This is a genomic window from Brevundimonas sp. GW822-FHT03E11, from assembly GCF_058801445.1.
The window spans coordinates 100,872-121,565 of the sequence record NZ_JBXANG010000007.1; the positions used below are offsets into that span (position 1 = coordinate 100,872).

A 20,694-nucleotide genomic window follows, 5' to 3' on the forward strand; every position below is an offset into this window, starting at 1 on the left:
CTTACGTGATCACGCATTGTTACAGCCTGGCCGCCGCCGGAAAGGGTTCCCCATGACCGTTTATGAAGATCGCGCTGGATTGCAGGTCGCGGCCGAACTCGCGGGCCTGATCGAACAGGAGGTCTTGCCGGGCCTGGGTCTGGACCCGGCGGGCTTCTGGTCGGGAACGGCGGCCGTCTTCGCCCGGTTCGCCCCGGAAAACCGCGCCCTTCTGGCCCATCGCGACGCCCTTCAGGCCCGGATCGACGACTGGCACGACGGGCGTCGAGGCCGGCCCTATGACGTCGCCGCCTCCCAGACCTTCCTGCGCGAGATCGGCTATCTGGTTGAAGAGCCTGAGCCCTTCACCATCGGCACGACCGGGGTGGACGCCGAGATCGCCCGGATGGCGGGGCCGCAGCTGGTGGTCCCGATTCTAAACGCCCGTTTCCTGCTGAACGCGGCCAACGCCCGCTGGGGCAGTCTGTATGACGCCCTTTACGGGACGGACGCCCTGGGCGACCTGCCGAAAGGCGGCGGCTACGACCCTGAACGCGGCGCCCGGGTCGTGGCCCGCGCCAAGACGTTCCTGGACGAGGCCGTCCCTCTGGCCCAAGGCTCATGGTCCGATCTGACCGAGGCGGACGCCGTCGTGCTGAAGGATGCAGCCCAGTTCGTGGGACGGACGGAAGGCTCGCGCCTGTTCCGCCACAACGGGCTGCATATCGAGGTGATCTTCGACCGCGCCCATCCGGTCGGGCGCACCGATCCGGCCGGAATCGCCGATGTGGTGCTGGAATCGGCCCTGACCACCATCTGCGACCTGGAGGATTCGGTGGCCGCCGTCGATGCGGCGGACAAGGTCTGCGCCTATCGCAACTGGCTGGGTCTGATGAAGGGCGACCTGGTCGAGACCTTCGACAAGGGCGGCAAGACCCTGACCCGCCGCCTGAACCCGGACCGGGCCTTCATCGCGCCGGACGGTTCGACCCTGACGCTGAAGGGGCGTTCGCTGCTGTTCGTGCGCAACGTCGGCCATCTGATGACCACCCCCGCCGTCCGGCTGCCGGACGGGTCCGAGGCGCCGGAAGGGATTTTGGACGCCGTCGTAACCACCCTGATCGCGCTCTACGACATCAAGGGGCTGGGCGGGCTGTCCAACAGCGCGACCGGCTCGGTCTATATCGTCAAGCCCAAGATGCACGGGCCGGACGAGTGCGGCTTCACCAACCGTCTGTTCGACGCGGTCGAGGATCTGCTGGCCCTGCCGCGCCACACGATCAAGGTCGGGGTCATGGACGAGGAGCGTCGCACCTCGGCCAATCTGGCCGCCTGCATCCATGCGGTGAGGGACCGGATCGTCTTCATCAACACCGGCTTCCTCGACCGCACCGGAGACGAGATCCACACCGCCATGCGGGCCGGCCCGGTGGTGCGAAAGGGCGACGTCAAGTCCAGCGCCTGGATCGCCGCCTATGAGGCGCGCAACGTCGCCATTGGCCTGAAATGCGGCCTGTCGGGCAAGGCCCAGATCGGCAAGGGCATGTGGGCCGCGCCCGACCGGATGGCCGACATGCTGGAGCAGAAGATCGCCCATCCGCGGACCGGCGCCAACACCGCCTGGACCCCGTCGCCGACCGCCGCCACCCTGCATGCGCTCCACTATCACGCGGTCGACGTCTTCGCCGTCCAGGCCGAGGTGGCGACGCGGCCGACGCCGGGGCTGGACGATCTGCTGACCCCGCCCCTGGCGAACGGCGTCAACTGGTCCGAGGACGAGGTGAAGGCCGAGCTGGACAATAACGCCCAGGGCATTCTCGGCTATGTCGTCCGCTGGATCGACCAGGGGGTCGGCTGCTCCAAGGTGCCCGACATCCACGACATCGGCCTGATGGAGGACCGCGCCACCCTGCGGATCAGCTCCCAGCATATCGCCAACTGGCTGTTGCACGGCGTCTGCACGGCCGAACAGGTGGACGCGGCCCTTCTGAGAATGGCCGCCAAGGTGGACGCCCAGAACGCCGGCGACCCGCTGTATCGTCCCATGGCGCCCGATCCGGACGCCAGCCCCGATACAAACCTGGCCTATCAGGCGGCCCGCGCCCTGGTGTTCCAAGGGGTGGAGCAGCCGAACGGCTATACCGAGCCCCTGCTTCACGCCTATCGACTTAAGGCGAAGGCCGCACACTGACGCCAATCAGCGTCCGTCGCCCTCGGGGTGAGCGCCGGGTGTCGGGACGGAAAAGCCTTCAGCCCCCCGTTCGCCCCGGTGGGAGGTCGGGCGCGCGCTCCAGCGGCCCGTCCTCGTCTTCGGCCAGCATCAGGTCCTCGGCGGCGTCATTGTTGGCGCCGGAGGTCTGACCCTGGGCCGGACCGGGCGGCGGGGCGGGGCGGTTCGTCGCCGACCACGCACGATCGCCGTAGCCGAACCGGCCCAGGGCCTCGTCGCCCTCCAGGCCGAAGGCGCTGCGAATCCGCAGGTCGGTCTGGGGAAAGGGGACTTCGATGCCGGCGCCGTCCAGGGCGTCGGCGATCAGCCAAGTATAGGCGGCGTGCATGGCCGCCGGTCGCTTGACCGCCTCGCGCGTCGGCCAGACCAGCAGCTCGAACTCCAGCCCCTTGTCGCCGAACCCCACCAGCCAGACCTGGCTCTTGCGCGCCTCGGTCTCGGGCAGGGTGAAGGGGCTGGACCGGGCGCAGGCCAGCACCGCCTCGCGCACCCTGCCCCGATCCGATCCATAGGCGACGGCGAAGGGGACATGGATCCGCCGGGTGTCGCCCTTCAGCGTCCAGTTGGTGACCGGCTGTTCGATCAGCCGCGAATTGGGCACCAGGACATTGACGTTGTCATTGGTCCTGACCCGCGTCGCGCGCGGCCCGATCTCCATGATGGCGCCGCGAATGCCGATGTCCTCGATCTCGATATAGTCGCCGACAGAGACCATCCGGTCGAAGATCAGGAACAGGCCCGAGACGAACTCCTTGACCACCCCTTGCAGGCCCAGACCCACGCCTATGCCCAGGGCGCCGGCGAAGACCGCCAGGGACGACAGGTTCAGCCCCGCCGTCGACAGGGCCGCCATGACGCCCAGTATGATGACCGCATAGCCGGACAGCCGCTCCAGCAGATACAGGGCCTGACGGCTGCGTTCGGCCCGTTCGCGCACGCGCCGCAGGGCGCGGGTGATCAGCCAGTTGACGCAGAAGGCGCCGATCAGGATCACGCCTGCGCCGACCAGACCGCCGACGGTCAGGCTGGCCCCGGCGATCCGCAGGACCGGCGACTGTTCGATCGCCTCCAGGTTCAGCTTCTCGATCGTAGAGACCATCCGCCTCAAGCGCGCGGCGAAAGGCCAAGGTTCCGCCCGCGATGACGCGCGTTTCCGTCAGTGACCCATGACGGCCTGGATTTCGCCGAACAGCCCGGCGGAGGTGAAGGGCTTGCCCAGGTGACGGTTCGCCCCGGCCTCCCGACAGGCGGCCACATGCTCCGCCTGGGTGTTGGCCGTCAGCATGATGATGGGCGCCGGCGGCCGACCCGCAGCCTGTTCCCGGTCGCGAATGCGAGCGACCGCCGTGATTCCGTCCATCCGAGGCATCTGGATGTCCATCAGGATCAGGTCGAACCGTTCGCGCTCCACGGCCTCCACCGCCTCCACCCCGTCCTCCGCCATGACCACGTCGGCGACGCCGTCCAGCATCATCTCGACGATCCGCCGGTTGGTGGGGTGATCGTCGACGACCAGGACGTTCATTCGCCCTTGCGCCGCCGCAGCCCCCGGGTCGTCGCAGACGGCGGCGAGGGGGATGTCCAGCCAGAAGACCGAGCCCCCGCCCTCGCGCGGTTCGCCGTCCACCTCGCCGCCCATAGCCCTTGCCTGCTCGCGCGCCAGAGCCAGACCCAGCCCCATGCCGCCGAAGCGCCGCGTCAGGGCGTCGTCGCTCTGATGGAAGGGGGTGAACAGGGCGTCCTTCTTTTCAGGCGCGAAGCCGACGCCCGTATCCAGACAGGCGAAACGGATCACGCCGTTCTCGCGGCCTTCGATCCTCAGGCGGATCTCGCCCCGGTCGGTGAACTTCAGTCCATTCTGCAACAGGGGCGTCAGGATGCGCCCCAGGGCCTCCGCGTCGCCCAACAGCCGGGCCGGGAGGTCGGGCGAAATCTCGAGATGCAGGGCCAGACCCTTGGCCTCCGCCGCCGCGCGGTGGGGCGCGACAAGCTGTTCGGCGAAGGCGGTCGGCTCGAACGGCTCGGCCTTGGGCGCGCTGGGCGCAGCGCCCATGCGCGACACGGCCATCAGATCCTCGAAACGGTGCTGAAGCGACGTCGCCGAGGCCCGAATCATGGCGGCGATCTCGCGGATGTCGACGGTGTCGGCGCGACTGTCCAGAAGGTCGGCGCCGGCGATCACCCCGTTCAGCGGGGTGCGGATCTCGTGGGTGATGTTCGATATGAAGGCGCTGCGGGCGTGATTGGCGCGTTCGGCCTGCTCCAGGGCGGATCGCAGGGCGTCTGCGTCTCGCTGTCTCTGGGTCACGTCTTCCGCCAGGCCGATCAGATGGCGCAGACCGTCGTCGTCATAGGTGGCGACCTTGGTCGCCTCCAGATAGCGGACGCCGCCGCGGCCGTGATCCTCATGCACGGCGGTCTCTCGGCCTCTGGTCATGGCGGCGGCCGTCCATTCGGCCAGGCTCGAAGGCAGGACCTCGGCGGGCTTCAGCCCCGCCAGGCCCCCCACCCGGTCGAACAGGGTCTCTGCGGCCCTGTTGGCCAGGATGAAGCGTCCGGTCCGGGCGTCCTTGACCGTCAGGGCCAGGGGCAGGACATCGATGACCGTATTCAGAAAGGCGCTCGATTCCGTCTCGGCCGTCACGTCCTCCGACTTGGCCAACAGCCGCACGATCCGGCCTTGATCGTCGCGGACCGCGCTGACCAGGGTGTTCAGATAGAGGCCCGCGCCGTCCTCAGCGCCTTCGGACCTGGAAAGCCGGGCGCGGAAGGAGAAGGCGCGACCGGCCCGCGCCTCCCTGACCGCAAGATCCACCGAGGCGCGGCAGGCGGACGGCCATATGTCGCGCCAATCCTGGGCGGGGTCGTTCGGAGCGGAAGTTCGAAGTCGCCGCGCCGCGCTGTTGACGTAGACTATTCGACCGGAGGGGTTAAGCAGCCATACATTCGCTGGACAAGCTTCTGCGAGTTGGGCGTGAAAAGCATCGCCTTCGTAAGCCGTCTCGGCTTGAGGAGCGAACCTGTTCAACATTGAACTCCTAAACACTCAACACGATTCAGCTCCTCAGTATGCCGCACGGAGATGAAGTCGGAGTAAATCGGGCCGGTGAAATATTGCCCGCGCAAGTCTAGGTACATCTGCGTATGGCAAGCTTGAGCGGCATTTAACCATCCACGTCAATGATGCTTCCAGTTGTAGCGCCATAGCCGTGCGGGGGATGGATGAGACGAGTGTTGGTGGATGCGGCCCTGGTGGTTCGCAATGTCGCGGGTCTGCGCCAGTCCATTCTGGACGCCTTCGAAGAGGACGACGCCGTCACCCTGGACCTGGTCGAGGATCAGGCCGTCGATCTGTGCGGCGTCCAGCTGATCGAGGCGGCGCGTCGGCAGGCCCAAGCCGTCGGCAAGACCTTGAGCCTGGCGCATCCGGGCGAGGCGTTTCGCCCGGTGCTGGAAGCGGCGGGTTTTCTGACCGAGGCGTCCGAGGACGACCTGCGGTTCTGGTTTCATGAAGGATCGGTTCAATGACGGCTTCCATCCTGACCGTTGACGACTCGCCCAGCATCCGCATGGCCTTGAAGATCGCCCTGACCGGCGCCGGCTATTCGGTCGCCGAGGCCGGCGACGGCGCCGAGGGCATCGCCAAGGCCAAGGCCAGCGCCTTCGACCTGATCATCACCGATCTGAACATGCCGGTCATGGACGGCCTGACCATGATCGAAGAGATGCGCCGCATGCCCGAACAGATGGGCGTGCCGATCGTCTTCCTGACCACCGAGTCCGACGAGGGCATGAAGGCGCGGGCCAAGGCCGCAGGCGCCACGGGCTGGCTGACCAAGCCGTTCGATCCCGATCAGCTGGTGCGGATCGCTAAGAAGGTGCTGGGCCGATGAACGAAGCCATCGCCATCTTCCAGGTTGAGGCGCGCGAGAACCTGGAACTGATCGAACAGGGCCTGCTGGACCTGCTGGATCGTCCCGAAGACCGGGATCTGGTCGACGCCGTGTTCCGCGGCCTGCACACGCTGAAGGGGTCGGGGGCCATGTTCGGCTTCGACGCCCTGGCCGGCTTCACCCACCATTGCGAAACCGCCTTCGACCGGGTCCGCAAGGGCGAGGTGGCGGCGACCACGGATCTGGTCTCTGCGGTTCTGGCCGCCCGCGACCACATGCGACAGCTGCTGGAGGATCCGTCGGGCGATCACGGCGCCGCAGGCGACGCCCTGCTGGCCGATCTGGAGCGCGCAGTGCGCGAGGCTGACGGCGCCGCCGCGCCGGAAACACCGAAGGCCGGCGCGACGACCTGGCGCGTGAAGTTCGAACTGCCCGCCGACGCCTTCCGCAACGGCGCCAACCCCCTGGCCCTGCTGAACGAGCTGCGCGACCTGGGCGAGGCCCATGTGGTGGTCGATACCTCGCGGGTGCCGCCGCTCAGCCGGATGGAGCCGACCGACCTCCATCTGGGCTGGACCGTCACCCTGACGACCGAGCACGGCCGCTCGGCGATCGAGGACGTCTTCATCTTCGTCATGGACGAGATGACCCTGAGCATCGAAGCGGTGGACGCCGAAGCCGCCGCCCCGCAAGAGGCTCCCCAAGCCGCCCCCCAAGCCGCCCCCCAAGCCGCCCCCCAAGACGCCCAGGTCCAGGCCGCCGCCGAGCCGGCTCAGGCTCCGGTTTCGGCGGCCAAGCCCGCCGCCGTCGCCCCTGCTGCGCCCGCCGCCGAACCGGCTGAAGCAGGCGGCGCCAAGGCCGCCAAGGCCGCCGAGAGCGTGCGCGTCCCGGCCGACCGCCTGGACGAGCTGATGGACCGGGTCGGCGAACTGGTCATCGCCCAGTCGCGCCTCAGCCAGATCTCCAACGGCGGAACCGACGTGGCCCTGCGCGCGGTGTCGGAAGAAATCGAGCGCCTGTCCGGCGAACTGCGCGACACCATGATGGTGCTGCGGATGGTGCCCGTCTCGACCCTGTTCGGCCGTTTCCGCCGCCTGGTCCACGACCTGGCGCGCGAGACGGGCAAGGCCATCGAACTGTCGACCGACGGCGAGACGACCGAGATCGACAAGACCGTCATCGAACGTCTGGCCGACCCCCTGGTCCACCTGATCCGCAACGCCGCCGACCACGGTCTTGAGACGGCCGAGGACCGGGCCGCCGCCGGCAAGCCCGCGACGGGCCGCATCCGTCTGTCGGCCCATCAGTCGGGCGGCGAAGTGGTCATCACCATCCGCGACGACGGCCGGGGCATCGACCGCGACCGCGTCCGCGCCAAGGCCGAGAGCCAGGGGCTGATCGAGCCCGGCGCGGCGATCAGCGACCATGACCTGCTGCAGATGATCTTCCATCCCGGCTTCTCGACGGCGGCGGCGGTCACCAACCTGTCGGGCCGCGGCGTCGGCATGGATGTGGTCAAACGCACCATCGAGGGCCTGCGCGGCTCCATCGACATCGCCAGCCGGCCCGGAGAGGGGTCGGAGGTGTCGCTGCGCATCCCCCTGACCCTGGCCATCATCGACGGCCTTCTGGTTCGCGTCGGCCACGGCCGCTACGTCATTCCGCTGGACGCGGTCGAGGAGTGTCTGGAGCTGTCGCTGGACGAGGATCTGCGTTCGCGCGGCCGCAGCTTCATCTCCCTGCGCAACAGCCTGGTGCCCTTCCTGCGCCTGCGCGAGATGTTCGACACCGGCACCCCGCCCGAACTGCATCAGAAGGTGGTGGTCGTCTCGACCGGCGCCGAGCGGATCGGCCTGGTCGTCGATCAGATCATCGGCGACCACCAGACGGTGATCAAGTCGATGTCCAAGCTTCATTCGGGCCTGCCGACCTTCTCGGGGGCCACCATCCTGGGCGACGGCGGCGTCGCCCTGATCCTGGACGTGGGCCACCTGGTCGCCAAGGGCCAGCAGCAGGAGGCGCAGATGCGTGAGGCGGTATGAGCGAGACGGCTGAAACCACCGGCTGGACCGGCGCGGAGCAGATGGAGGTCCTGACCTTCGAGCTGAACGGCGAACTGTTCGCCCTGGAGGCCGTCGCGGTGCAGGAGATCATGGACCTGGCGCCCGAGACGGTGGTGCCGGGGGCCGGCGCCTTCGCCGGCGCCGTGATCAACTTCCGCGGCAAGGTCATTCCCTTGTCGGATCTGCGCGTCGCCTTCGCCATGGAGCGGGGCGAGCCCACCATCGACAGCCGCATCGTGGTCATCGAGATCGATCTGGACGGAGAGCCGACCCTGGTCGGCCTGCGCACCGACAAGGTCCATGAGGTCACCACCCTGGCCCGCGCCGACGCCGAGGCCCCGCCCAGCGTCGGCATGCGCTGGCGGCCCGAGTTCATCCAATGCCTGGTCAAGCGCGACGGCGAATTCATCGTCGTTCCCGCCCTCCAGACCCTCTTCAACCAACAGCACGACGCTCGCCAGTCGACCGCGTCCGCCACCCGTCATTGACCGGTCCAGAAAGGACTCCCGCCATGCGCTTCACCATCAAGGCCAAACTGGCCGCCGGCTTCGGACTGATGATCGCCCTGCTTATCGGCGTGGCCGTTCTGGGGATGCACAGCCTGGGGCGGCTCGATGAGACGATGCATGAGGTGATCTCGGGTCCGGCCAAACGGCTGGAGACGTCGCAGTCGGCCAATATCCGTCTGCTGGAATCGATCCGGGCCGAAAAGAACCTGATCCTTTCCACAACCACGGAAGAGATGCGCCGGCATGTCGAGGCGGGCGATGCGGCGCGCAAGTCGATGGCCGAGCTTCTCGCCGTCGGCGAGGAAAAGGCGGCTGAGGCCAACAAGCCCGATTGGCAGAGGCTGAAAACTCTTTTGGCGCAAATGGGCGCTATGGAAGGCCGCATGGCCGATCTGGTCCGCGCCGGCCAGAACAGCCAGGCCGTGGCCCTGTCCAATGGTGAAGGCCGCGAGATCGCGGTCGAGATGAGCGAAATTTTCGACAAGATCGTCACGCGCAATGAGGCCGCCATGGTCAAGGCGGACGAGGACGCCAAGGCGCAATACGCCGAAACCCGCAACCTGGTCATCGGTCTGACGATCGCGGCCCTGGCCATGGCCGTCGCCTTCGCCCTGTGGATCGCCCTGGGCGTCAGCGCCGGCCTCAGCCGTCTGATGACGGTCGCCGACGCCGTCGCCATCGGCGATCTGGATCAGCGGATCGAAATTAAGTCGAACGATGAGATCAAGGATCTGGTCGAGGTGTTCAACACCATGACCGACAATCTGCGGGCCACGGCCGCCATGGCCGACCAGATCGCCATGGGCGACCTGAGCGTCGAGCCCAAGCCCCTGTCGGACAAGGACACCCTGGGTCTGTCGCTGCAAGGCATGACCCGGAACCTGCGCGCCACCGCCGCCATGGCCGATCAGATCGCCGTGGGCGACCTGAGCGTCGAGCCCAAGCCCCTGTCGGACAAGGACATCCTGGGCCAGGCCCTGCAACGGATGACGCTGAACCTGCGCACGACGGCGGCCATCGCCGACGAGATCGCCCAGGGCGATCTGACGGTCCAGCCCAAGCCCTTGTCGGACAAGGACACCCTGGGCCTGTCGCTGCAGTCGATGGTGGAGCGTCTGCGCGGCGTGGTCGCCGACGCCCTGTCGGCCGCCGACAACGTCTCCTCGGGCAGCCAGGAGCTGTCGGCCACCTCCGAACAGATGAGCCAGGGCGCCACCGAACAGGCCGCCGCCGCCGAACAGGCCTCGGCCTCGATGGAGGAGATGGCCGCCAACATCAAACAGAACGCCGACAACGCGGCCCAGACCGAGAAGATCTCGCGTCAGTCGTCGAGGGACGCTGAGGCCAGCGGCGAGGCGGTCAACCGCGCCGTGGACGCCATGCGCACCATCGCCGACAAGATCGGCATCGTGCAGGAGATCGCGCGTCAAACCGATCTGCTGGCCCTGAACGCGGCGGTCGAGGCCGCCCGCGCCGGGGAACACGGCAAGGGCTTCGCGGTGGTCGCTTCGGAAGTCCGCAAACTGGCCGAACGCAGCCAGACGGCCGCCGCCGAAATCAGCGCGGTCTCGGGCGACACGGTCAAGGCCGCCCAGGAAGCGGGCGAGATGCTGCAACGTCTGGTGCCGGACATCCGCAAGACGGCCGAACTGGTCTCGGAAATCAGCGCCGCCTGCCGTGAACAGGACGTCGGCGCCAGCCAGATCAACGAGGCCATCCAGCAGCTGGACAAGGTGACGCAACAGAACGCGGGCGCCTCGGAAGAGATGTCGGCCACCTCGGAAGAACTGGCGGCCCAGGCCGAAGAGCTTCAGACCTCGATCGCCTTCTTCCGCACCGACTCGGCCGGCGGTCGCGGCGGACGGGCTCCGGCCCGCGCCCCCGCCCGCACCTCGACCTTCAAGGCGCCCGCCAAGTCCGCCGCCCGTCCGGTCGGCAAGTCGGCGTCCCCCGCGAAATCCCCGGTCCACGCTCAGCAGGCCCGGGCCCAGGGCTTCGCCTTGGACCTGACCAGCGGCGGCGCCGACGCCGAGGACATGGACTTTCGGGAGAGCGCCTGATGTCCGGAATCTCCGTCCTCCAACATCGCCGACCCAGTACCGTCCTCAGTAACCCGCGTCCGCCATTCGCCGACCTGACTTCAGAAAAGGGGCTCTGAAATGCGCTTAACGATTAAAACAAAGCTGGCGGGCGCCTTCGCCGCCGTCCTGGCGATCGCCATGATTCTCGGCGTCGTCGGCGTCATGAAGATGAGCAGCGTCAACGATCAATCGACCGTCATCACCGAAAACTGGATGCCGAGCATCGACGCCATCCACAGCATCAATACGGCGACTTCGGACCTGCGGGCCCAGCAGTACGCCCACATCACCTCGACCGATCCGGCGCGCATGGCCGAGGTCGAAAAGGACATCGCCGCCACGCTCGACACGATCAAGAGCGAACGGGCGAAGTATGAGACCCTCATCTCCTCGGACGACGAGCGGGCGCTCTACAATCAGTTCGCCGGCAAGTTCGAAAACTATCTGCGGGACGGCGAGCGGATGCTGACCTTCTCGCGCGTCAATCAGAACGAGGCCGCCGCCCAGGCCATGCTTTCCAGCAAGCCGTTGTATGACGACCTGTCGGCCGACCTGCTGAAGCTCGTGAACCTGAACGTCGACGGCGGCAAGGCCGCCAGCGTCGAAGGCGACAAGGTCTTCGCCGAAGCCCGGACGATGTTCATCGCCCTGGTGGTCGCCGGACTGGTGATCGGCGTGGTCGCCGCCCTGTGGATTTCGCGCACCGTCACCCTGGGCCTGCGCAAGGTCTCCACGGCCATCGAGGCGGTCGCCATCGGCGACCTGGATCAGGACATCAAGGTCACGACCAATGACGAGATCAAGGATCTGGTCGATACGGTCGATCGCATGACGGCCAATCTGCGCGCCACCGCCGCCATGGCCGACGAGATCGCTCAGGGCGATCTGACGGTCCAGCCCAAGCCCCTGTCGGACAAGGACACCCTGGGCCTGTCGCTGCAGTCGATGGTCGAGCGCCTGCGCGGCGTCGTCGCCGACGCCCTGTCGGCCGCCGACAACGTCTCTTCCGGCAGCCAGGAACTGTCGGCCACGTCCGAGCAGATGAGCCAGGGCGCCACCGAACAGGCCGCCGCCGCCGAACAGGCCTCGGCCTCGATGGAGGAGATGGCCGCCAACATCAAACAGAACGCCGACAACGCGGCCCAGACCGAGAAGATCTCGCGTCAGTCGGCCAAGGACGCCGAACTGAGCGGCGAGGCCGTGACCCGCGCGGTGGACGCCATGCGCACCATCGCCGACAAGATCGGCATCGTGCAGGAGATCGCGCGTCAGACCGATCTGCTGGCCCTGAACGCCGCGGTCGAGGCCGCCCGCGCCGGGGAGCACGGCAAGGGCTTCGCGGTCGTGGCTTCGGAAGTGCGCAAACTGGCCGAACGCAGCCAGACGGCTGCGGCCGAAATCAGCGCGGTCTCGGGCGACACGGTCAAGGCCGCTCAAGAGGCCGGCGACATGCTGCAGCGCCTGGTGCCGGACATCCGCAAGACCGCCGAACTGGTCTCGGAAATCTCCGCCGCCTGCCGTGAGCAGGACGTCGGCGCCAACCAGATCAACGAGGCCATTCAGCAGCTCGACAAGGTGACGCAACAGAACGCCGGCGCCTCGGAAGAGATGTCGGCGACCTCGGAAGAGCTGGCGGCCCAGGCCGAAGAGCTTCAGGCCTCCATCGCCTTCTTCCGCACCGACTCAGCCGGCGGCCGCAGCGGACGGGCTCCGGCCCGGGCTCCCGCCCGCGCCTCGACCTTCAAGTCGCCGCCCAAGCCCGCCGCCCGTCCGGTCGCCAAGGCGGCTGCCCCGGCCCAGTCTTTCGCCAAGTCTCCGGTCCACGCCCAGCAGGCCCGGGCCCAGGGCTTCGCCCTGGACCTGACCAGCGGCGGCGCCGACGCCGAGGACATGGACTTCCGGGAGAGCGCCTGATGTCCGGCCCCGTGGAAAAAGCGGGTGCGGCTGAAGGTCAATACGTCAGCTTCGGCCTGGGCGAGGAGGTCTTCGCCGCCCCGGTCGGGCTGGTGCGGGAGATCCTGACCTATCAGGCCCCGTCGCGCATCCCCAACAGCCCCGCCTATCTGATGGGTCTGACCGATGTGCGCGGCCAGGGCGTTCCCACGGCGGATCTGCGGATCCGCCTGGGGATGGCGCCGGTCGAACCGACCCTGAACACCCGGATCCTGGTCCTGGACATCCCGCTGGAGGACCGGACCCTGAGCCTGGGTCTGGTCGCCGACCGGGTGTTCGAGGTGACCAGCTTTGCCGCCGACCAGATCGAGCCCTCGCCCGACATCGGCATCAAATGGCGCTCGGACTACATCTCCGGCGTGGTGCGGCGCGACGACGGCTTCGTCGTCCTGATCGACCTGCCTCGCCTCCTGTCCACCACCGGCGATGCGGCCGATCTCGCCGCCTTCGCCCCTGTCGAACGCGCCGCCTGAGGGCGGCGCGAACGGCCCATAAAAAGAAGAGAGAAACGCCTTGTCCCAAGCGGCGCTAGAACGGTCCGCCCCCACGCTTGATCAGATCAGCGCCCGCAACTTCGAACGGTTGGCGCGCTACATCTATGACTACAGCGGCATCAAGATGCCCTCGTCCAAGCGCACCATGCTGGAGGGACGGCTGCGTCGCCGGCTGCGCGTCACCGGCCATGAGACCTTCGACCGCTATTGCGACTATCTGTTCAAGGACGGCGGGCTGGAGACCGAGTCCGTCTTCCTGATCGACGCGGTCACGACCAACAAGACCGACTTCTTCCGCGAGCCGCGCCATTTCGACTATATGGCCAGCCACGTCCTGCCCGAGTTCAAGGCCGCCGGGCAGCGTCGCATCCGCGCCTGGAGCGCGGCCTGTTCCACGGGCGCCGAGCCCTATACGATGGCCATGGTCCTGCAGAAGTTCGCCGACGAAGAGGGCGGGCCGGACTATCAGATCCTGGGCACCGATCTGTCGACCGAGGTGTTGGAGACGGCCCTGCGCGGCGTCTATCCCGACGAAATGCTGACGCCCGTGCCGGCGGACATGAAGCGCTGGGTGATGAGGGCGCGCGACGCCAGCCGCCGCGAAAGCCGCATTCATCCGTCCCTGCGGTCCAAGCTGTCGCTGGCGCGGCTGAACCTGATGGACGAGGCCTATTCGGTCGGCGATCCTTTCGACATGATCATGTGCCGCAACGTCATGATCTATTTCGACAAACAGACCCAGGCCAAGGTTCTGAACCGTCTGTGCGCCCGTCTGCGGCCCGGCGGCTATCTGTTCATCGGCCATTCGGAAAGCATCACCGGCATCGAACTGCCGCTGGTCACCGTCGCCAACACCATCTTCCGGAAGACCTGACCTCATGCCCAAGGTTCGTGTTCTGGTGATCGACGATTCCGCCAGCGTGCGCCAGACCCTGGTGGACGTGCTGTCGGCGGATCCGCAGATCGAAGTCATGGGGGTGGCGTCCGATCCCTTCGTCGCCGCCCGCCGCATCGCCGAGGACGTGCCCGACGTCATCACCCTGGATGTGGAAATGCCGCGCATGGACGGCATCACCTTCCTTCGGAAACTGATGTCTCAGCGCCCGATCCCGGTGGTCATGTGCTCCTCCCTGACCGAGGCGGGCTCCGAGACCCTGATGCAGGCGCTCGAAGCCGGCGCCGTCGACATCATCCTGAAGCCGCGGATCGGGGCGGCGGACCATCTGGCCGAGAGCGGCGACCGCATCCGCGACGTGGTCAAGGCCGCCGCCCGCGCCCGCGTCGGCGCCCGCCGCCCGACCGCCCGGACGCTGGATCCCGGCACCAAGCTGACGGCCGACGCCATGCTGCCGCCGCCCAGCGGCGCGGCCATGGCCCGCACCACCGAAATGGTCGCCTGTCTGGGCGCCTCGACCGGCGGCACCGAAGCCCTCCGCGAAGTCCTGCAGGCCCTGCCGGCCAATGCGCCGGGGATCGTCATCGTCCAGCACATGCCGGCCGGTTTCACCGCCGCCTTCTCCAAACGGCTGAACAGCCTGTGCGAGGTCGAGGTCAAGGAGGCCCAGCACGGCGATCCCGTCCTGCGCGGCCACGTCCTGATCGCGCCGGGCGACAAACACATGCTGCTGGAACGCCAGGGCGCCCGCTATCAGGTGGCGATCAAGGACGGTCCGCCCGTGTCGCGTCACCGGCCCTCGGTGGACGTCCTGTTCCGCTCGGCAGCCCGCGCCGCCGGCCGCAACGCCATGGGGGTCATCATGACCGGCATGGGCGACGACGGGGCGCGCGGCCTGCTGGAGATGAAGGAGGCCGGCGCCGTGACCGTGGCCCAGGACGAGGCCAGCTCGATCGTCTTCGGCATGCCCAAGGAGGCCATCGCCCGGGGCGCCGCCCAAAAGATCATGGCGCTGGAACATATCGCGCGCGAAATCATGGCGGTCGATCGGTCGCGCTGAACCAGGCCTGGTCTTCGGCCTGTTCGACAGTTGACGCCGCGCCGACGGAGACGTCGGCGCGGCGTTCTCATTTCAGGGCTGCGTGATCTTCAGAACAGCAGGTCGGCGAACTCGTCCGCCTCGGCCGGCGCCGCTTCGACGGCCGCCGTCTCGGCCTGAGCCTCTTCGCCTTCCGGCGCAGCGTCCTTGGGAACGGCGTATTCGGCATGGATCAGCCGTTCGCGCGCCATCGTATAGCAGCGCCCGATCTCGTTCATCGCCTCGTCCAGGGCGGCCTCGATCTGGGACAGGTCGTCCACCTCGGGCCCTGCGGCCTCGACCAGAGCGGCGGCGGCGGCGTGAAGGGCGTCGCCCATGTCGGCCTTCAGCCCCAGCTGTTCGGCGGCGACGGTCAGGGACCGCGCCGTGGCGGCGCCCTGGTCGCTGAGGCCGCTCAGGTCGTGCTCGACCACGTCGGCGGCCTGGCGCAGACGGCTGCGCACCCCGTTCAGACGACCGGCGTCCACCCGCCCGTCCTGATCGCCGCCCGCCGGCCTGTCATTGGCGACGCCCGCCAGGGCGTTCAGGGAGCTGAGCGTCAGATCGGCCTCTTCCTCCAGCTGGCCGGCGTGGCTGCTCAGCTCGATGGCGATCACGCTCAAAGGCTTGCCGATGTCGCCCAGGCGGTTGGAGCGCAGGCTGCTGTTGATGGCCATCTGCTGGATGTCGCGCTTGACGCCCTGGATGGCGCCGACCCGGCGCGACAGGGCCTCGACCGCCGAGACGGTTTCGTTGCTGATCCTGTGGGCGTTGGCCATGGCCGCAGTCACGTCGCCGACGAGAAGGCCCGCGTGTCCCAGGCTCTCTTCCAGTTCGCGCAATCCGCCCTTGCCGCCCCGGCCGCCCAGGGCGTTGACCGCCAGGATCTGGGCCGTGTCCGCCGCCATGCCGTTCAGGCTCTGGGTCACCTTGACCGCTTCCGCCTCGAAATCGGCCGCGATATCGGACATCTGGGCCGCCAGCATGTGCAGCAGCCGACGTTCGGCCCGGTCGCGCGCCTCCTCGGCCAAGTCCGACTGGGCCGCCAGGCGGCTGGCGACGCGCAGGCCCAGCTGGACGTGTTCGATGCGCTGACGGGTGATGTCGCCGATCTGAAGCGCCATCAGGGCCTTGCTGACCTTGGTCTGGATGTCGCGGGCGATGGCCGCGATCGAACGGGCGACGTCGGCGATCTGGGTATGCTGTTCCTGAATGGCGCGGGCGTCGACCGCCAGCCGGTCCGGCACGGCGGGGATCAGGGCGGCGTATTTGCCGCTCAGGGTCTGTTCGAACTCCAGGGCCTGTTGCAGGCGGGTCGACAGATCCGTCAGCTGATCGGCCAGTTCGTCCAGCTGGCCGACGCCCAGGTCCAGCTGGCTGCACATGCGCTCGGCGAAGCCGGCGAACTCGTCCGACGCGCGGATGGTGGACCCGGCCGTTATCTTGACGTTCAGCGCAAAGGCCCGGAGGTAGCGCAGCGTTGTGCGCATCGACTCGATATTGGCCTGAAGCTGGGCGCCGGCGACCTTGATGTTGGCGAAATAGGCGATCCGGTCCTGCTGGGCCTCCGGCAGGGCGTTCAGTCCCTCGGCCGTGGACAACAGGTCCTGGGTCGTGTCCGACACGGATTTGGCGTCCAGGGTGACCTCAAGCCGATCCAGGGATTCGATCAGTCGTCCCACCATTTCCAACGACCCCGCCAGCCGGCCCCCGGCGTCGGAGAAACGGCTTTCGATCAGCGCACGCGCTGTTTCGAGCTGGTCGATGATGGCTGTCGGCTGGACGGGGAGACCGGCCGTGACGGCGAAATCATGATGCTGGATGTTCACTAACCGTCTCGTTCTGAGCGTCGTTCGGTGAAACATAGGCCGCAACTTACCAACTGAGGGTAAACGCCTTTGCGGCGGCGGGCGGAGTCGATCAGGGTCCGGAAAATTAAAAGGGGCCGGCTGCGTCGCAGCCGGCCCCTTGGAAACTGGTGGAGCTTAGCGGAGTCGAACCGCTGACCTCTTGCATGCCATGCAAGCGCTCTACCAACTGAGCTAAAGCCCCGGACCTTGCGGTCTGGTTCGCCCGGTTCATCTTGCGATGGCCCCCGGCGAGGCGGCGGAACCTATGTCAGAGCTTTTTTAGGATCAAGCCCGTTTCGACATTTATTTTCACATCGGTTCCAGGTGTGAAAAAGGGCAGGGATTTCAAACCGCAAGGGTCCGAAAGCCTGTCCGCCCGCCGCGTCTCCCTAAAGGGAAATACGGCGGGCGCAACAAAAAAGATCAGTCGTCGTCGTCGCGCGACGGCTTGGCGATTTCGTCGTCCAGGTCGTCGTCGTCTTCGTCCTCGATGAAGGGCACCGAGTCGTCGTCATCGTCGCCCAGGTCGTCATCGTCGCCGTCGGTCGAACCCATGCCCGGCTCGTCCGCGGCGTCGGCGGGGGAATCGTCGTCGTCGTCAGGCGTCAGGATCGGCTCGTGGCCTTCCTCGTCGATTTCCGGGGCGCGGATCTCTTCGTCCTCGTCCTCTTCGCCGTCGGCCGCCTTGTCCTTGACCTGATCTTCGGCGTCCTCGTCGTCGGTCGGATAGCCGGGACGGGCGCGGCGGCTGCGCAGCTTCAGGGCTTCTTCGGGATCGAAGTCCGTGCCGCATTTGGGGCAGTGGGCGGGGCGGCGGTTCAGGTCGTAGAACTTAGCCTGGCAGTTCGGGCAAACCTGTTTGGCGCCCAGTTCGGGATTGGCCACGTTTGGAACCTTCAACGGGTTGAATTCGGGGCGGTCCCTTGCCACCCCTCGGAGCCGCTGTCAAAAGCTGTCTTTCGCGCCGCCCGCGCGGCCCTTTCGACAAGCCAGCCTGAAGCGGGTGAAAATGCCGTCCCAACTGACCGCCAGCCGTTCGAACGCTCTCGCCGGAACGGTGCGGGCGCCGGGCGACAAGTCCATGTCCCACCGTTCGATGATCCTGGGCGGCATGGCGTCGGGCGTGACCGAGGTCGAGGGCCTTCTGGAGGGCGACGACGTCCTGGCCACCGCTCGGGCGGTCCAGGCCTTCGGCGCCAAGGTCGAACGGATCGGCGAGGGGCGCTGGCGGATCGAAGGGGCGGGGGGCTTCAAGACGCCCGCCTCGGTGATCGACTGCGGCAACGCCGGCACCGGGGTTCGCCTGCTGATGGGGGCGGCGGCGGGCTATCCGCTGACGGCGACCTTCGACGGCGACGCCTCCCTGAGAAGGCGGCCGATGAAGCGCGTCACCGGTCCTCTCGCCGACATGGGCGCCCGGTTCGACTGGCGGGCCGCCGAGGATCGGCTGCCGGTCGCCCTCACCGGCGGGGCTCTGACGGCGATCGACTATGTGCAGACCGTGGCCTCGGCCCAGATCAAGTCGGCCATACTGCTGGCCGGGCTGAACGCCCAGGGCGTCACCTCGGTGACCGAGCCGGAAAAGAGCCGCGACCACACCGAGCGGATGCTGCGCGCCTTCGGCGCCGAGGTAGGTGTCGAAGAGATGGGCCAGGGCTGGGTCGTCTCTTTGAAGGGGGGACAACCCCTGACCGGAACCTTCGTCGCCGTGCCGGGCGATCCGTCGTCCGCCGCCTTCCCCCTGGCCGCCGGCCTGATCGTTCCGGGTTCGGCGGTGACGGTCGAGGGGGTCATGCTGAACCCGCTTCGCACCGGCCTGTTCGCTGCCTGGCGCGACATGGGCGCCGACCTGACGATATCGAACCGGCGCGAGGCCGGCGGGGAAGCGGTCGGCGACGTCACCGCCCGGCATTCGACGCTCAAGGGCGTGGTCGTGCCCGAAGACCGCGCCGCCTCCATGATCGACGAATATCCGATCCTGGCCGCCACGGCCGCGTTTGCGGAAGGCGTCACCGTGATGCGCGGGGTGGGCGAAATGCGGGTCAAGGAAAGCGACCGGATCTCGCTGATGGTCGAGGGCCTGCGCGCCTGCGGCGTCCAGGTGGAGGAGGAGCCGGAGGGCTTCATCGTCACGGGCGCCGGGGAGGGCGGGTCGGTGCGCGGCGGCGGCCTTGTCCACACCGCCCACGACCACCGCATCGCCATGAGCCATCTGATCCTGGGCTTGGCTTCGGATCAGCCCGTCTCGGTCGATGAGCCCGGCATGATCGCCACCAGCTTCCCTGGCTTTGTCGAGATGATGAACGGGCTGGGCGGGCGGATCGCTTGACGAAATGTCGCCTATAGACGACAGTGGGGATGTTGAGATTGAACTGACGCCGCAGTTCGTCGCTTGGCGCGCTAGGCTGCGGGACGCACGGGCGTTGGCGAAGATCGCCGATCGGCTGACAAGGCTTCAGTTCGGGCACTGGGGCGACGTCAAACCCATCGGGGAGGGCGTCAGCGAACTGCGGATCGACGTCGGTCCCGGCTACCGCGTGTACGCGTTCCAACGGAACCGCACCTGGGTCGTCGTGCTTGGCGGAGGCGACAAGTCGTCCCAAAGGCGGGACATAGAGGCGGCCTTGCTTCTGGCGAGAGAGTTGAGAAATGCCGATTGAGACTGTCCCCTTCGACGCCGCCGACTTTCTCGACACGCCGGAGGCGGTTGAAGAGTTTCTGGTGGCGTCGTTTGAATCCGCCGCCGAACTGGGCGATCCGCGCCTGATCACAAATGCGCTCGGCGTGGTCGCCCGCGCCAAGGGCATGACCCAGATGGCGCGCGACGCCGAACTGTCGCGCACCGCCCTCTATCGCGCGCTCAGCGAAGACGGGCGGCCTGAGCTTTCGACCATCTTCAAGGTGATGCAGGCCCTGGGTCTTCGCCTCGCCCCTGTTCGCGTGGACTCCGCCGCCTGATGTCCCTGATCATCGCCGTCGACGGCCCGGCCGCCTCGGGCAAGGGCACCATCGCCGCGCGACTGGCGCGGACCTATGGCCTGCCGCATCTGGACACCGGCCTGCTGTACCGGGCCGTCGGCGTCAGACTGCTGGAAGCCGGCCGGTCTCTCGATGACGAGGCGGCCGCGACCGAGGCCGCGCGGTCCCTGGACGTCGCCGCCCTGTCCGACGATCCCCGCCTGACGACCGGCGAGGCGGGCGAGGCGGCCAGCCGCGTGGCGGGCCATCCCGGCGTCCGCGCCGCCCTGTTGGACCTGCAGCAGGCCTTTGCGGCCCAGGCGGGCGGGGCGGTTCTGGACGGGCGCGACATCGGCACGGTCATTGCGCCCCACGCCCCCGCCAAACTGTTCGTCACCGCGACGCCGCAGGTGCGCGCGACGCGCCGCTGGAAACAGCTGACGGCGCGCGGCTTCGACATCGCCTTCGAAGAGATGCTGGCCGATATCCAGCGCCGGGACGCGCGCGACGCCGGCCGGGGCGCGGCCCCCATGGTCCAGGCCGAAGACGCGGTCTTGCTGGACACGACCGATATGGATATAGAGGCCGCCTTCGATGCGGCCCGCCGTATCGTCGAGGCGGCGCGCGCGAAACGGGGTCTTTAGACCTCTCCCTCGCAAATCCAACGCGCCACCCTCGGCTTCCGCGGGCGTTCTGACCGATCCGGCCTCG

At 67.8% G+C, this 20,694-nt stretch carries 18 protein-coding genes and 1 tRNA gene; 14 read left to right on the forward strand and 5 right to left on the reverse strand.

The window, feature by feature from the left end; translation table 11 throughout:
- Window positions 1-52: 52 nt before the first annotated feature.
- Window positions 53-2,170, forward strand: a complete 2,118-nt coding sequence (locus AC1RKE_RS12405) for a malate synthase G (RefSeq protein ID WP_348684336.1) — start codon at window positions 53-55, stop codon at window positions 2,168-2,170.
- A 58-nt stretch (window positions 2,171-2,228) separates the two neighbouring features.
- Here AC1RKE_RS12405 and AC1RKE_RS12410 read toward each other — a convergent pair whose 3' ends face one another.
- Together AC1RKE_RS12410 and AC1RKE_RS12415 are read right to left on the reverse strand one after the other, a co-directional pair.
- Entirely contained in the window at window positions 2,229-3,308 is a 1,080-nt protein-coding gene (locus AC1RKE_RS12410; RefSeq protein WP_348684335.1) for a mechanosensitive ion channel family protein, read from the reverse strand.
- Window positions 3,309-3,365: 57 nt separating this feature from the next.
- A complete protein-coding gene (locus AC1RKE_RS12415; protein ID WP_224761170.1) occupies window positions 3,366-5,240 on the reverse strand; it encodes a PAS domain-containing hybrid sensor histidine kinase/response regulator in 1,875 nt (624 codons plus the stop codon).
- Between the two features lie 191 nt (window positions 5,241-5,431).
- Between AC1RKE_RS12415 and AC1RKE_RS12420 the strand changes: the two genes are divergently transcribed.
- The 9 genes from AC1RKE_RS12420 (at window position 5,432) to AC1RKE_RS12460 (ending at window position 15,157) form a co-directional block, all read left to right on the forward strand.
- Window positions 5,432-5,737 (forward strand): STAS domain-containing protein, encoded by a 306-nt coding sequence (locus AC1RKE_RS12420; RefSeq protein ID WP_082382600.1) that lies wholly within the window; start codon window positions 5,432-5,434, stop codon window positions 5,735-5,737.
- Window positions 5,734-6,102 carry a response regulator gene (locus AC1RKE_RS12425; protein WP_054764668.1) on the forward strand — a complete coding sequence of 123 codons (369 nt, stop codon included), beginning with the start codon at window positions 5,734-5,736 and terminating at the stop codon, window positions 6,100-6,102. The genes AC1RKE_RS12420 and AC1RKE_RS12425 overlap by 4 nt, the downstream gene beginning before the upstream one ends.
- The gene (locus AC1RKE_RS12430) at window positions 6,099-8,144 is read left to right on the forward strand and encodes a chemotaxis protein CheA (protein WP_395941892.1); all 2,046 of its coding nucleotides are present in this window, start codon (window positions 6,099-6,101) and stop codon (window positions 8,142-8,144) included. The genes AC1RKE_RS12425 and AC1RKE_RS12430 overlap by 4 nt, the downstream gene beginning before the upstream one ends.
- The gene (locus AC1RKE_RS12435; RefSeq protein WP_182715202.1) at window positions 8,141-8,653 is read left to right on the forward strand and encodes a chemotaxis protein CheW; all 513 of its coding nucleotides are present in this window, start codon (window positions 8,141-8,143) and stop codon (window positions 8,651-8,653) included. Before AC1RKE_RS12430 ends, AC1RKE_RS12435 begins: the two co-directional genes overlap by 4 nt.
- Window positions 8,654-8,676: 23 nt before the next feature.
- A complete protein-coding gene (locus AC1RKE_RS12440) occupies window positions 8,677-10,734 on the forward strand; it encodes a HAMP domain-containing methyl-accepting chemotaxis protein (RefSeq protein WP_395941891.1) in 2,058 nt (685 codons plus the stop codon).
- 99 nt (window positions 10,735-10,833) lie between these two features.
- Window positions 10,834-12,669 (forward strand): methyl-accepting chemotaxis protein, encoded by a 1,836-nt coding sequence (locus tag AC1RKE_RS12445; protein WP_492897167.1) that lies wholly within the window; start codon window positions 10,834-10,836, stop codon window positions 12,667-12,669.
- Entirely contained in the window at window positions 12,669-13,181 is a 513-nt protein-coding gene (locus AC1RKE_RS12450) for a chemotaxis protein CheW (protein WP_336969196.1), read from the forward strand. The genes AC1RKE_RS12445 and AC1RKE_RS12450 overlap by 1 nt, the downstream gene beginning before the upstream one ends.
- Window positions 13,182-13,221: 40 nt before the next feature.
- Window positions 13,222-14,076, forward strand: a complete 855-nt coding sequence (locus AC1RKE_RS12455) for a CheR family methyltransferase (RefSeq protein WP_152949454.1) — start codon at window positions 13,222-13,224, stop codon at window positions 14,074-14,076.
- Window positions 14,077-14,080: 4 nt separating this feature from the next.
- Window positions 14,081-15,157: a protein-glutamate methylesterase/protein-glutamine glutaminase gene (locus AC1RKE_RS12460; RefSeq protein WP_054764674.1), complete on the forward strand. Its 1,077-nt coding sequence runs from the start codon at window positions 14,081-14,083 to the stop codon at window positions 15,155-15,157.
- 89 nt (window positions 15,158-15,246) lie between these two features.
- On the opposite strand, the gene AC1RKE_RS12465 is transcribed toward AC1RKE_RS12460, so the two are convergent.
- From AC1RKE_RS12465 to AC1RKE_RS12475, 3 genes are all read right to left on the reverse strand, one after another.
- Complete coding sequence (locus AC1RKE_RS12465; protein WP_152949455.1) at window positions 15,247-17,004, reverse strand: hypothetical protein; 1,758 nt, start codon at window positions 17,002-17,004, stop codon at window positions 15,247-15,249.
- A gap of 147 nt (window positions 17,005-17,151) precedes the next feature.
- Window positions 17,152-17,227 (reverse strand) — tRNA-Ala (locus AC1RKE_RS12470).
- Between the two features lie 221 nt (window positions 17,228-17,448).
- Window positions 17,449-17,910 (reverse strand): TIGR02300 family protein, encoded by a 462-nt coding sequence (locus AC1RKE_RS12475; protein ID WP_054766821.1) that lies wholly within the window; start codon window positions 17,908-17,910, stop codon window positions 17,449-17,451.
- Window positions 17,911-18,034: 124 nt separating this feature from the next.
- Between AC1RKE_RS12475 and aroA the strand changes: the two genes are divergently transcribed.
- Genes aroA through cmk form a run of 4 tightly spaced genes read left to right on the forward strand, consistent with a single transcriptional unit; the run spans window position 18,035 to window position 20,627 of the window.
- Window positions 18,035-19,354: a 3-phosphoshikimate 1-carboxyvinyltransferase gene (gene aroA / locus AC1RKE_RS12480; protein WP_348684417.1), complete on the forward strand. Its 1,320-nt coding sequence runs from the start codon at window positions 18,035-18,037 to the stop codon at window positions 19,352-19,354.
- Window positions 19,355-19,358: 4 nt separating this feature from the next.
- A complete protein-coding gene (locus AC1RKE_RS12485) occupies window positions 19,359-19,685 on the forward strand; it encodes a type II toxin-antitoxin system RelE/ParE family toxin (RefSeq protein WP_182714920.1) in 327 nt (108 codons plus the stop codon).
- A complete protein-coding gene (locus AC1RKE_RS12490) occupies window positions 19,675-19,983 on the forward strand; it encodes an addiction module antidote protein (RefSeq protein WP_348684418.1) in 309 nt (102 codons plus the stop codon). The genes AC1RKE_RS12485 and AC1RKE_RS12490 overlap by 11 nt, the downstream gene beginning before the upstream one ends.
- Complete coding sequence (gene cmk / locus AC1RKE_RS12495) at window positions 19,983-20,627, forward strand: (d)CMP kinase (RefSeq protein WP_395942300.1); 645 nt, start codon at window positions 19,983-19,985, stop codon at window positions 20,625-20,627. The genes AC1RKE_RS12490 and cmk overlap by 1 nt, the downstream gene beginning before the upstream one ends.
- Window positions 20,628-20,694: the final 67 nt, after the last annotated feature.

Excerpts from the sequence above, each read along its gene's own strand:
- AC1RKE_RS12405 (WP_348684336.1), top strand. The coding sequence starts at position 53 with ATGACCGTTTATGAAGATCGCGCTGGATTGCAGGTCGCGGCCGAACTC.
- AC1RKE_RS12410 (WP_348684335.1), bottom strand. The coding sequence starts at position 3,308 with ATGGTCTCTACGATCGAGAAGCTGAACCTGGAGGCGATCGAACAGTCG.
- AC1RKE_RS12415 (WP_224761170.1), bottom strand. The coding sequence starts at position 5,240 with ATGTTGAACAGGTTCGCTCCTCAAGCCGAGACGGCTTACGAAGGCGAT.
- AC1RKE_RS12420 (WP_082382600.1), top strand. The coding sequence starts at position 5,432 with ATGAGACGAGTGTTGGTGGATGCGGCCCTGGTGGTTCGCAATGTCGCG.
- AC1RKE_RS12425 (WP_054764668.1), top strand. The coding sequence starts at position 5,734 with ATGACGGCTTCCATCCTGACCGTTGACGACTCGCCCAGCATCCGCATG.
- AC1RKE_RS12430 (WP_395941892.1), top strand. The coding sequence starts at position 6,099 with ATGAACGAAGCCATCGCCATCTTCCAGGTTGAGGCGCGCGAGAACCTG.
- AC1RKE_RS12435 (WP_182715202.1), top strand. The coding sequence starts at position 8,141 with ATGAGCGAGACGGCTGAAACCACCGGCTGGACCGGCGCGGAGCAGATG.
- AC1RKE_RS12440 (WP_395941891.1), top strand. The coding sequence starts at position 8,677 with ATGCGCTTCACCATCAAGGCCAAACTGGCCGCCGGCTTCGGACTGATG.
- AC1RKE_RS12445 (WP_492897167.1), top strand. The coding sequence starts at position 10,834 with ATGCGCTTAACGATTAAAACAAAGCTGGCGGGCGCCTTCGCCGCCGTC.
- AC1RKE_RS12450 (WP_336969196.1), top strand. The coding sequence starts at position 12,669 with ATGTCCGGCCCCGTGGAAAAAGCGGGTGCGGCTGAAGGTCAATACGTC.
- AC1RKE_RS12460 (WP_054764674.1), top strand. The coding sequence starts at position 14,081 with ATGCCCAAGGTTCGTGTTCTGGTGATCGACGATTCCGCCAGCGTGCGC.
- aroA (WP_348684417.1), top strand. The coding sequence starts at position 18,035 with ATGCCGTCCCAACTGACCGCCAGCCGTTCGAACGCTCTCGCCGGAACG.
- AC1RKE_RS12485 (WP_182714920.1), top strand. The coding sequence starts at position 19,359 with ATGTCGCCTATAGACGACAGTGGGGATGTTGAGATTGAACTGACGCCG.
- AC1RKE_RS12490 (WP_348684418.1), top strand. The coding sequence starts at position 19,675 with ATGCCGATTGAGACTGTCCCCTTCGACGCCGCCGACTTTCTCGACACG.
- cmk (WP_395942300.1), top strand. The coding sequence starts at position 19,983 with ATGTCCCTGATCATCGCCGTCGACGGCCCGGCCGCCTCGGGCAAGGGC.